The sequence below is a fragment of the Rhizorhapis sp. SPR117 genome, from assembly GCF_021742065.1.
Genome location: NZ_JAKKIE010000084.1, coordinates 1 through 11,209 on the forward strand (window position 1 = coordinate 1; position 11,209 = coordinate 11,209).

Below are 11,209 nucleotides of genomic sequence, written 5' to 3' on the forward strand. Positions count from 1 at the left end.
GAAGGACGTGGCGGGGTGTTCCGCGGCTTTGCGGGCCTGCGCCGCGTTCCTTCACATTATCGCGACCTCGCGATAAGGCATCTTATGCGCAGCTGCGCATAAAATGGCCCAGGCATCGGCATAGGCATCGTAGATGTCGATCTGATCGAGAGTGAGCTTGTGTTCGAGCGGGTCATATTCGACGCCCGCGAAGCTGAGCGCGCGTGCGGTGTAGAGACCCATCGCCTTGAGATCGCGGGCGACGATCTCCATGGCGGCAATGCCACCGTCCTCCATGGCCGCCATGAAGGCGCCGCGGTCCTGGAAGGCCGTGCCCGGCCCCCACAGCCCCAGACGCGAGGCGTAGCTGAGGTTGTCGGGCTTGGTGGCGCCGGTCGCGGATTCATAGACGATCCGGGCGCGTGGCAGCGCGTTCTGCAGCCGGACGCCTGCGAGCCCTTGTTCCGATCCCTTGGCGTTGCCGAACTCGGTTTCGGTTCCGGCGGCATTGCCCATGGCGTGGGATTCGTCGAACAGGATAACGCCTTCGAAACGGGGACCGGTCCATTCGAGGATCTGCTGGAGCCGCGAGGCCTGGTCGTGGCGCGCCGATCGAAGGGTCGCATAAGTAAGAAAAAGGATGCCGCTCGGCATCTCGATCGATTGGCCGAGCGGAAAGGCGTCGAGCGGCTGGATATCGATGGGAAGACCGCCCAGATCGCTCCAGTCACGACGGGCGTCCTCGAGGAGGCTCGCGCTTTTTGAGATCCAGATGGCGCGGCGGTTGCCCTGATTCCACTGGTCGAGAATGATCGCGGCGCCCTCGCGACCCTTGCCGACGCCGGTCCCGTCGCCGACGAAATAGCCGGTGCGATAGGTGTTCCCGGCAGGATCCTCGTTCAGCTGATCGCCGGCCTGGTTCGGAACGAACGTGCCAGGCAGATCGCGCGAAAATGCCTCGCCGGCATGGATGATCGTCTCGAGCTGCGCGTCCGAGAGACTTGAGGACGCGCGATGCTGCAGCGTCGGACGATGGCGGGGCGCCGGCGGCAGGACCGAGGCCATGGCGATGGATTCGACCAGTTCGTCCGGATGGGTCTTGGCATCATCGATGTCGATCCGGGCGAGGCGCCAGGGCGCATAGATGCCGACGGGATCACCAGCCGGTCTCGGCGTGTCGCGGATGGCGTAAGCCAGGGGCCTCGCCTCATCCCCCTTGGCGGCGATCCGGGCGGGGACGACGATCCGGGGGCGTGACAGGTTTTCGAAGAGCGAACCCGCCGCGTTGGCGATGCGCGGAGCGGGCCGCCTGTATGCGGCTTGTGCTGGCGGTATCGGCGGGGTCGACGGATCCAGCCGCGGCGGAACGACCAACACTGCCTCGAACGCGGCGTCGAGACTGTCGACCGTGCGACGATCGGGCGTTCCGGTCCATCCTTTGTCAAAGACAAGAAGGCGGACCGCGATACCCGTTCCGTGCTTGGCATAAGGATGGCCGAGAATGGTGATCTCGACGCGGGGTGGCACGAGCTCGGCAACGGCGTTGTAACCGCCGGCGTCGCTGCCGTCCGCGGCGAAAGCCGGCGACATGATGGCGACGCAGCGACCCCCCGCGGCGAGGCGCAGGAGAGCGGAGCGGAGGTGTCGCGCCCCCGCGTGGCGATCTCGGCCCCTGCCCTCGCTACGGCTGAAGGGCGGGTTGATCAGGACGATGCTCGGTTCGACACCAGCCGGGAGGCGGTCATGGATGAACTCGGCATCATGCTCGGCGACCGGTCGATCGAGCGCGAGCGAAAGGAGGCGTGCGCGTTGGGGGTCGCGCTCGTTGAGCGTCAGCGCGATCGTGTCGGACGCTGCGTGGGCGGCAAGCATGCCCGTGCCGGCGGAAGGTTCGAGGACGTGATCGCCGGCCCGCAACCGAGCGGCGAGCGCGGCAAGCCATGCGAGAGCCAGCGGCGTGCTGAACTGCTGCATCGCCACCTGGTGCTCGCTGCGGTAGGTTTGCGTCGGCAGCCTCTCCTGGAGCTGGCGCATGGCAGCAAATGTCGCGGCGGGATCGGAGGCGTTGCGAAGCGGACAGTCCGCCCGACCAAGGTAGAGCGCCTGGGCCGCTTCGAGCGCATCATAGGCGTCGCGCATCGACCAGGCGCCGGTCGCGTCCGAGCTGTCGAAGGCCTCGGTCATTCGACGCTTGAGGCTTTGCCTGGTGGGGACCTCGCCGCGCGCGAGGCCGTCCGCGAGCAAACGGGCGACACCGAAGAGGCGAGCGGCCTTGTCCCGGGTGTCGTCGGCCGACTCCACCAGCCGAAGGAGAGGAAGGTTCATTGGGGGCTCCTTGATTTTTGGGGCTCCGCAGCCCCGCCACCCGTCACCTTCCCCCTCTCCTCCCAGGAACGGAGACAGCATGAAAAATGGGGCCGCAGCTGGAAGCCACGGCCCCTGAAGTCTTACTGCCGGGCAGTCAGGCGGCGTCGGCGATCGGCGCGTCGTCCTGCGGTTCGGCCTCGCAAACCGTCACGTCGGCCAGGCCGTCGTCCGAAGGCTCGGCCTCGTTGGCCGCCTGGGGTGCGATCGTCTCGAAGCGCATCGCCTCGGGTACCCAAGCCAAAGCGCGGGCCTTGTCGTCCGCACCGATGTGCATGTCCCCGGCGAAGAGCCTTTCGGCGGAGGCGGCCAGATCGTGCTTCTTGGAGGCACCATAACGCTGCCGGAGTTCGGCGCCGCCGACATCCTCGAACTGCGCGAGGATCGACGCCTTGCTGATGCGGTCGAAATAGTTCTTCGCCGTCGGCCGCCACCAGCTCGCCACGTCGATCTCCAGCTTCTGACCGAGATGGTCGATGAACGCGCTGCCCGTCTTGCCGGCGGGAACGGCATGGATGGTTCGCGCGATCGCCCAACCGAGCCAGGCGGCACGCGCCTCCTCGGGCAGGGCGCAGAAGGCGTCGTAGCGATCGCGGACATCGACATGGTCGGTCCAGCTGCGATCGAGGGCGGCATCGAGCTTGGCCCATTCCTCGGCCGCCTGCGTGTCGCTCTGGAAGCCGATGACGCGCGAGGGAGCCTCGTCCGAGCGGAGCTCGGTCGCGAGATCCCCGCCGCCATAGCGCTGGCGCGCCTTGTCGGCCATGTAGAAGGTGCCGAGATCGAGAGCGAACCGGGGATCGCTGGCGACATGGAGGCGCAACAGTTCCGCCTTCATGGTCGCGAGCTCGTCGGCCAGCCGCTGGCTGATGACGGGCTTGCCCGACGCCTGATCCTCGACCGTCTCGTCCTCGCCGTCCACCTCGGACGGCTCGCTTTCCTCGTCGTCCACGGCTGCCGGCGCGACATAGAGCTGCTCGTGGATCCGCGGCTGGCCGTCCCTGCCGATGACGACATAGGCGAGTGCGGTCGCTTTCTGCTCGTCGGTCAGGACCGGGGTCCGCTCCACGATGGCCTGATATTCGGCTTCGAGCTCGCGGGTTCGGGCCTCGTCGTCCTCGGTATAGCCCTCGCCATCCTCGTCCGATGCCCGCTCCTCGATCGTTTCGAGCTCGGCCTGGATTTCCTCGCAGCGTGCCTCCTGCTCCGGTGCGAGCGGCGGCAGTTCGGCGCGGACCGGCCGAAGATCATAGGTCTCCTGATAGGTGACATGGGTGGTCGGCAGAACGCGGATCTCGGCGAAACCTTCGCGCTCGCGAATGGCTTCGGCAGCCTCGGCGAGCTTCTCGTTGGCAAGCCGATCGACGAGGTCGCCATCGATCCAGCGTTCCGTCGCCTCGTTGGAAAAGAGGTCGGGATCGATCCGGCCTCCGGCCGCGACATAGGCCTCGCGACCGACGAGCAGGGCCTTGGGATCGCCGCCCAGATAGGTGCCCTGGGCGAGCCGGCGCCTGATCTCGCTCGCATTTGTGCTGTAATAGCCTTGGCTCATCTCCTCGAAGACGGCGGCCTGCCGGGTGACGTCGGGATTGCTGCCATAGGCCATGGCGATCTCGAGCGTGATCTCGCCCTTGCGGAGCGCCTCGAAGACGACCTCGGCAAGGTCGGCGAGCCGCACGCGACCGAGGACGAAACGCTCCGACTTGTGGAATCGAGCGGCGACCTGTGCCGGCGTCTTGCCCTCCTTCTCGATCATGTTCTTGTACGCCATGCACTCGTCGGCGGGACTGGTGGGCAGCTTCTGGTTTTCCGCCAGGCTGAGCGTGATCGCATCCTTGGTGTTGGGCAACACCATGACAGGAACCTCGAAGTCCTCGTGGAGCTTGCCCTTCTCGATGAGGCTGAGGACGCGGGTGAGACGCCGGCCGCCGCCGAAGATGCTGTAGCTGTCCTTTTTACGCTTCACGGCCACGCCGATGAGGTTCTGGATGACGTAGCCGGTCTCGCCGATGAGCGCCTCCAGCTCGGCATCGGCTTCGGGATCGCTCTGGGTTCGCACGTTGAGCGGGGAGACGACGCAGTTTCGCGCCGGTACGTAGACGATCGGATAATTCATGGTGTTACTCCTGGCGGCGGAGGCCGGACCATTCAGGCCACCTGGCGCCGCCAGTTCCCCACCCTCTTTCCTTCCTTTCGCAGTGCATCGGTCCGGTGCTTGACGCACGCGCGTGGCCAACGAGTTGCCGAGCGTCGGTGGGAATGGAGCCGAAGCTCAGCCAGCGGCCAAAGAGAGAGAGAAGACCGAATACACTGGCCACGGTCCGGCTGATCAAGGGTTGGCCGCACATGCTCCCATTCTGGCAACGATTTCCGAAGGAAACGGCGGAACTTGCTGGCTTGTCATGCTATTGTCACGCTCGGATCGGGCGGTCTTGCTGCAACACGATCGTGCCGGCGCATCGCCGAGCGGGCGCAAGGTCTCGTTCGCTGGCCCTGTCGGGCGAGCCTTCGGACTGAGGAGGAGGAGATGCTATCGTCGTTACCTGCCGCTCCCGGTCTGGGGCGCCTGCGGCCTGGCGAGGACCGGTTGGCTGCGCCGCTGAGCGGGAGGCGGGCTACCGAACCGGCTCAGCAACGCACGCGAGCCAGGCTCCCGACCAAGGTCCACGCAACCGGAGCGTTCGTCCCTCCTCTCCTCGGGCAGAAAATGCCGATCCCCGCCCCGCGGGAGGCCAACGTCACCGCGACCGGTGCCCAGATTGCGAGTGCGGGCAAGTGAACTGCGGCGCGCAGGCCTGCCTTCCCACCGTCGATAGAGAAACCAGCTTGGCGGCAGAGCGACGCGCCCGGGTGTGCCGGCTTCTGATCGCGGAGCGGGAAATCGCCGGACGGCTGATCGACAAGATCTTCGTGTCGAATCCGCTCTGGGACATTTTGCTCGATATCTATCTCGCCGAATTCGAGGGACGCCTGGTCTACCAGACCTGTCTGGCGCCGGGGGCCCCACCTGCCAACCCGCATCGGCAGTCCAGGCGCCTGGCCAGGCTGGGCGTGGTCGAACGGATGCTCGATCCGATGGACAACCGGCGGATAAACGTCAGGTTGACGCCGGAGATGCGGTCTTCGTTTGACGAACTCATGGATTCGCTCGGTTCGCTTTGGGCGAACGAGTGAGCTGACGCCTCGGCGGCCTCGGCAGGCAAGTGCCAACCTCGAACTTGTGACTTGATAGCCACTTCTATATATCCAATATCCAAGGAGGATATGCGATGGCGCTCTATGTGAAGGATGCCGAGGTCGCGCGCATGGCAGAACGGCTGGCGATGCTACGGCGGATCAGCAAGAAGGAAGCGGTTCGCAGCGCGCTTCAGCATGAGCTGGAGCGTGAAGAGGCGGTCCCGTCCCTTGTGGAGCGGGGCCTCGAATTTGCCCGTGCCCTTCGCGCGCGCGGGAATCCGCGGAAAACGATCAAGAGCGACAAGGCCTTCATCGACAGCCTCTACGGGGAGAGCTGATGTTCGTCGATGCCTCTGCGCTCACCGCGATCCTGTGCGACGAAAATGACGGCCATGAGCTCCTGGCGAGGCTGCAGAAGGCCCAGGAGCGCCTCACCTCTCCGCTTGCGATCTGGGAGTCCGTGATCGCGGTCGCCCGCAATCTCGGACTCGAGGTGCGCGACGCGCATGATGCGGTCGAACAGTTCTTGCGCCTAGCCGACATCGTGGTCGTGGCGGTCTCGCCGGAGGCGCGCGCGATCGCGATCGAGGCCTACGACCGGTTCGGGAAATCGCGCCATCCCGCCAATCTGAACTTCGGCGATTGCTTTGCCTATGCCTGTGCAAGACAGGCCCGCGTCGCGCTGCTCTACAAGGGCGATGACTTCCCCCATACGGACATCGAGACGGCATGAGAGCGATTTCGGGCTGCATTAGCGCTGCATAAGAACGGACCCACATTTGTGCTAATGTGAGTCCGTTCCTATGTGTGAGGCAATCATGAGTCGGTTGACCATCGACATTACAGATCGGCAGCATCAGACCCTGAAGGCTTTGGCCGCCCTCCACGGCAAGACGATCAGGCAATATGCGATCGAGCGGCTGTTTCCGGCCGGTGCGGGGGAAGATCAGCCATGGCAGGAGCTGAAAACCCTGTTGGGCCGGCGGATCGCGGAGGGCTTGGCGGGCGACGTATCGCCCCGGAGCATTGGTGCAATCGTTGAGGAAGAGTTGGACGAGGACAGCCGCGCTTGACCGCCAGCCACATCCTGACAAGGGCGGCGGAAGCGGATTTGCGGGACATCATTCGCTACACGCGCAAGCAATGAGGTAGTGCGCAGGTTCGGAGCTACATCGTCAGGCTGGAAATTGCGAACGCTTGAAATCGTGTTGGAGCGGGGTGGTGTTCTCGTCCTGTCCGACGACAGGCTTGGCACACAGCTGAGTTAGCGGGCGCGCGGGTCGCCACCTAAAAGCCCCTCACCCAAGCGCGTGTCGTCGCGGCCGAACGGGGGCTCATGCCGCTGCTTAATGCCGAAGCGTTCGATAGCTAGTCGTATCTGGGAGCTCAGGGCAACCGAGCGAAGCCCTGAGAATACTATCGCATGCGAGACTAATTCTTTTTGACCGGACAATGAGTTGAACCGATCATTCGACATTCGGAGCCGCTGCACCTGTAAGGAGAGTTGGCGTGCGATTGGCGAATGGCGAAATTCCGCGCTACGGCAACGCGCAGCTCAGTCGGCCTCTTCGAACTCCAGGACGGCAGCCTGTCATCCTCCAACGGCGTTCGTTCTCACAAATCCGCCGCTTCGATCGAACGAAAACGCGGGCCGTCCGTAACGGGTGCCATCCCTGGTCTTGGCTCGATCTCCTTGCACGAGCGACCGTATTCCGCGCTTCGGCCTATCCGTGAAGCGCGATCCATGTCCTCCGATCCGGTAACGACCACGCGTATCTATGAGCAATTGAAGGCGGACATCATCGGGGGCCGCTTTCCTCCACGCACTCGGCTCGTAGAACGCGCTCTCGCCGTAGAATATGGTGTGAGCATCAGCCCTGTTCGCAGTGCAGCGTACTGCCTTGTCGGCGAGAAGCTGCTGAAGCTTCATCCGGGAGGCGGCTTTGATGTCCCCGACATCACGGAAGACGGCCTTCGCGATCTCTACTTTTGGCATGGCCAGCTTCTCCGCAATGCTCTCCATGTCGGGAAACGCGCCGCACCAGAACGACCCCGCGAAGAGTTCGAAAGCCTGACCAACCTGATCGCAGCAGCGGCTATCGCGGCCGCTGCGGCGAACCTCTTCTCGCATATTGCGGGTCATTCACCAAACGCACAACATCGCAGTGCAATCCTTGCCGCTGGTGAGCGCCTTCATGTGGTGAGACTCAGAGAGCCTTTAGTACTCGGCGGCGTGGCCGATGAGCTCGGGGCGGTCCAAGCCTTGACCGTGACCGGTAGAACCTCGGACCTGATGACAGCCATATGGGCCTACCACAGGCGCCGCCTCCGTCGCGTAACAGACCTGGTCGCCGCGGTCGGCGGCACGGTTCACGGCGGCCGATCCGACTGAATTCGTGCCAGAAACGACACATTCGACCGGTTTACTATCACCGCCCGCCATGACTGCGTCACAACTCGTGTCGTCAATGATAGCTTATCAGATCGGTGATCAACCTCCGCGCGGATAGGATCTGGCGTGCTGCACACCGCAGTACCCAATGCGAATGGAGGACACCATGAGCCGCGAGAATGAACTGGACGACGACCTCATCGATCTCGGTGCTGTCACCGAGGAAACCAAGGGACTACAATCGATGGGCCAACCGGATGAACTGACTGGTCTGGCCTTCGGTCCCGGCCTCGATCCGGAATGATCGCCTCGGGCGCGCGCTTGCGCGCGCCCGTTCGTGATAGGCGCAATATGGCCATTCACCCTCAGATATATTTCACGCGGACGGGCGGCCGAACAATTCTCCTCGACGTGGCGGGCAATCGATATTTTTCACTGCCACATACCGCTGAGCAGGCGTTCTCTCGTCTATGCGAAGAAGGTTTCCTGAGTCCGGTCGACGAGGCTGCCCTCCGGTCGCTCTCTCGTCTTGGCATTGATTTGCACTCTCCACGCTCCACGCTTTGCCAGCCCAGCCCGCAGCCAGCTCGAACGACACTTGGTGAAGCAGCCCAATTAAGACCAAGCGGGCTCTCAATTGCTGTTGCATTGGTGCTGCAATTGGCAGCACGTATAGCATTGAAGCAATTCGGCATCAGGGCAGTCCCCTTAACCCTGCGTTGGGTAAGACGTGATGAAGCATACCTGTCGAATGACGGGGCTCGAACCGCGCTCCTAATAGCGGCACACCGAAAGGCAGCCCTATTCGCCGGACGACATGACCGCTGCGTGGAAAAGTCCCTTGCGGCTGCGTGGCATCTTGGAATTGCCCGTATCAGATGCACTGTCGTCGTGGGCGTGCGCTCCACGCCGTTTCTAGCCCATTGCTGGCTCCAACGCGACCACTGCGTCCTGAACGACGAACTTGACAAGGTAACAACCTTCACACCAATCCTGGGCGTATAGCGTCGTGAGCCGCTTCATCTGCCGAGTAGCAATTGACAATAATGAGCCAAGACAACATTCTGCGCTACCATTCCAAAGTGCGGGCCTGAAACTTGCGTTCGCTTTCAAACAAGCTACATTGTATTGTAATGATATCCCGAAGTCCCAGCATTCTGTCGACGGCGACATTTACACAATAGGTTTGAGCTTCTCGCCGTCCGGCGATCAGCGTTCAGTTAGCGAAATTCGTAAGTGTGACAAGCATGCGGAAATTCTTCGTGAACGCTGGGGTTCATTTGTTTCAATCAAAAGACATGTAGACGGTAGGGTTAGCGTCGTCCGCGACCCGTCCGGTCTCCAGCCTTGCTACTTCATGGAGGCGGACGGAGCGTTTGTCTTCTCGTCAGACGTAGACCTGTTGGTCAAGGGAGGGTTCCTGACACCAGCCATCGACTGGGCAGTCCTCGGAGAAACGCTTCTGTTCCCGGGAAACTTTCATGCCGCGACTGCCTTGCGCGGGGTTACAGAGTTATTGCCTGGGGAGCAGGCAACCATCACACGGAACGGAATAAGCATCGGTACGGTCTGGTCTCCTTGGGACATCGTGGTCGACGTTAAGATGACCTATGAGGATGCCACACGCGAATTAAGAGGTGCTCTGGAGACGGTTCACAGAGGCCTGTCCTCTGTGTCAAAACAATCTCTTGTAACAGTATCTGGGGGCCTGGATTCATCCATCATCGCTGCACTTACTTCTCGAGATTGCACAAAGACAACACTTGTGACATTCTACACCGATGATCCGTATGGGGACGAACGGCGTTACGCCCAAGGGCTCGCCGAGCATTTAAAATGTGAGTTGCTTGTACTTCCCTACGTCGCACCAGAGTTGGAAACGTGCTTGACGATGCGCGCATTCCTGCCTCGGCCTACAAATCGAGGCCTAGCGATGGGAGTAGATTCGACGCTACGGAAACTGGCGTGCAAAGAAGAGTCATGCATGATCTTTAACGGCTACGGTGGCGACAACGTATTTTGCTCTTTACGGTCAGCCCGCCCCCTTTCTGATGCGATACTCCATGGGCGCAGCTTGAAATTGGCGGGGCGTGTATCTCGTTCCCTCGCCAATTTGACAGGTGCATCATACTCACAGATTTGGAGCGCGGCGCTAAGGGGGGTTGCACGAGCTTTATCGGGCTCGACCGGCTATCGGTGGCCACGCAATAGCAGCATGCTCGGCGCGACTTTGCGGGAGATCGAGCGGCCCGCGATTCTACATCCCTGGCTGATGCGAGCCGAGGCGACCATGCCCGGTAAGGCTGCCCACGTCGCATCGCTTGTCGTCGCGCATAATCATCTTGAACGCTTCGCCCAAGCAGACAACGTAACGAGCGTATCGCCACTTCTGACTTCGCCCATCGTAGAGCGAGCAATATCTGTTCCGACATGGATGTGGTTCGAGAATGACCTTGACAGATTCATCGCGCGCAAAGCCTGTTCCGACCTCCTCCCTGCCAGCTTGGTATCTCGCACGACAAAGGGAACACCAGTAGCTTTGCATAGTCGCTTCTTTGAAGCGCATAGGAAAAGCCTCGGTGACTATCTCGCCAATGGATTGCTCGCTGACCGGAACCTACTCGACCGCGATGCCGTTGCTCGGTGCTGCAAAAGCGAGGGGCCGTCTAGGGGCTTGGACTTTCTGCGAATCTTGGAACTGGTTGACGTTGAGAGTTGGTGCCGTTTCTGGACGGAACAAGGCCTGCTGCTTCATTAGTTCCAATCTTAAGCGATGTCGACGCTTCCTGTAATGACCGCCAAGATCCGATGTCCGTTATCATTGAGGCTGGTCCTGATGATTTGTCGAGCATCCAGAAATTGAACCACGCTATGCTTCGATCATAGGCAGCCAACCGGTGCGCAGGCTGCCAGAAAATATGATACTCGTCGGGAAATACGTAGAGAGCGACGGGCTTACCGTTAGCACGCAATGCCTGTTCGCTTTCCAGAGCGTACAAGTATTCGCGATCAGATGTCTGAATCAGGAGGGGCGATCTTATTCGATGCGCATTTGCCGCGAGGGAATATTCTTTTGTACGCTCCACGTTTCCGTAATCGAACCCTGGATAGCCCATCGCTAGCGCCGATTTCGTAAGCAGCGGACCCAGCATCGCTCGAAGGGACACAGGGTCATCACAACAGGAGGAAATTGCGGCGGCCGCGAAGATCGGCGAATGAACTAGTCACCCGGAACTGTAATCCACCTCATTGATTCACGCCTCTTTGAGGAGATGAACAATGCTAGGTCGGCAGGCA

12 protein-coding genes are annotated in these 11,209 nt (G+C 61.7%); 9 read left to right on the forward strand and 3 right to left on the reverse strand.

The genetic code is table 11. From position 1 onward, the window contains the following. Positions 1 to 51 precede the first annotated feature (51 nt). Both L3X40_RS19375 and L3X40_RS19380 read right to left on the reverse strand, forming a co-directional pair. A complete protein-coding gene (locus L3X40_RS19375) occupies positions 52 to 2,304 on the reverse strand; it encodes a strawberry notch-like NTP hydrolase domain-containing protein (protein ID WP_237367053.1) in 2,253 nt (750 codons plus the stop codon). Positions 2,305 to 2,440: 136 nt separating this feature from the next. Next, positions 2,441 to 4,459 (reverse strand): ParB/RepB/Spo0J family partition protein, encoded by a 2,019-nt coding sequence (locus L3X40_RS19380; protein WP_066556976.1) that lies wholly within the window; start codon positions 4,457 to 4,459, stop codon positions 2,441 to 2,443. Between the two features lie 411 nt (positions 4,460 to 4,870). Between L3X40_RS19380 and L3X40_RS19385 the strand changes: the two genes are divergently transcribed. From L3X40_RS19385 to L3X40_RS22585, 9 genes are all read left to right on the forward strand, one after another. Further along, positions 4,871 to 5,122, forward strand: coding sequence for a hypothetical protein (locus L3X40_RS19385; RefSeq protein ID WP_066556972.1), 252 nt, complete (start codon positions 4,871 to 4,873; stop codon positions 5,120 to 5,122). 47 nt (positions 5,123 to 5,169) lie between these two features. Then, a complete protein-coding gene (locus tag L3X40_RS19390) occupies positions 5,170 to 5,517 on the forward strand; it encodes a hypothetical protein (RefSeq protein ID WP_209045010.1) in 348 nt (115 codons plus the stop codon). 95 nt (positions 5,518 to 5,612) lie between these two features. Beyond that, the gene (locus L3X40_RS19395) at positions 5,613 to 5,858 is read left to right on the forward strand and encodes a type II toxin-antitoxin system VapB family antitoxin (protein ID WP_066556969.1); all 246 of its coding nucleotides are present in this window, start codon (positions 5,613 to 5,615) and stop codon (positions 5,856 to 5,858) included. After that, the gene (locus L3X40_RS19400) at positions 5,858 to 6,253 is read left to right on the forward strand and encodes a type II toxin-antitoxin system VapC family toxin (RefSeq protein ID WP_066556967.1); all 396 of its coding nucleotides are present in this window, start codon (positions 5,858 to 5,860) and stop codon (positions 6,251 to 6,253) included. Before L3X40_RS19395 ends, L3X40_RS19400 begins: the two co-directional genes overlap by 1 nt. A gap of 85 nt (positions 6,254 to 6,338) precedes the next feature. Next, the gene (locus tag L3X40_RS19405) at positions 6,339 to 6,593 is read left to right on the forward strand and encodes an antitoxin (RefSeq protein ID WP_066561685.1); all 255 of its coding nucleotides are present in this window, start codon (positions 6,339 to 6,341) and stop codon (positions 6,591 to 6,593) included. A gap of 449 nt (positions 6,594 to 7,042) precedes the next feature. Beyond that, on the forward strand, positions 7,043 to 7,912 hold the full coding sequence (locus L3X40_RS19410) for a GntR family transcriptional regulator (RefSeq protein ID WP_237367054.1): 870 nt from the start codon (positions 7,043 to 7,045) through the stop codon (positions 7,910 to 7,912). Positions 7,913 to 8,078: 166 nt separating this feature from the next. Then, positions 8,079 to 8,216, forward strand: coding sequence for a benenodin family lasso peptide (locus L3X40_RS19415; protein WP_158511745.1), 138 nt, complete (start codon positions 8,079 to 8,081; stop codon positions 8,214 to 8,216). Between the two features lie 47 nt (positions 8,217 to 8,263). Continuing rightward, positions 8,264 to 8,917 carry a lasso peptide biosynthesis B2 protein gene (locus L3X40_RS22580; RefSeq protein WP_158511744.1) on the forward strand — a complete coding sequence of 218 codons (654 nt, stop codon included), beginning with the start codon at positions 8,264 to 8,266 and terminating at the stop codon, positions 8,915 to 8,917. A 598-nt stretch (positions 8,918 to 9,515) separates the two neighbouring features. Then, positions 9,516 to 10,670, forward strand: a complete 1,155-nt coding sequence (locus L3X40_RS22585) for an asparagine synthase-related protein (protein WP_445177215.1) — start codon at positions 9,516 to 9,518, stop codon at positions 10,668 to 10,670. On the opposite strand, the gene L3X40_RS22590 is transcribed toward L3X40_RS22585, so the two are convergent. Continuing rightward, positions 10,579 to 11,064: a prolyl oligopeptidase family serine peptidase gene (locus tag L3X40_RS22590; RefSeq protein ID WP_445177214.1), complete on the reverse strand. Its 486-nt coding sequence runs from the start codon at positions 11,062 to 11,064 to the stop codon at positions 10,579 to 10,581. The genes L3X40_RS22585 and L3X40_RS22590 overlap by 92 nt on opposite strands. Between the last annotated feature and the right edge of the window lie 145 nt (positions 11,065 to 11,209).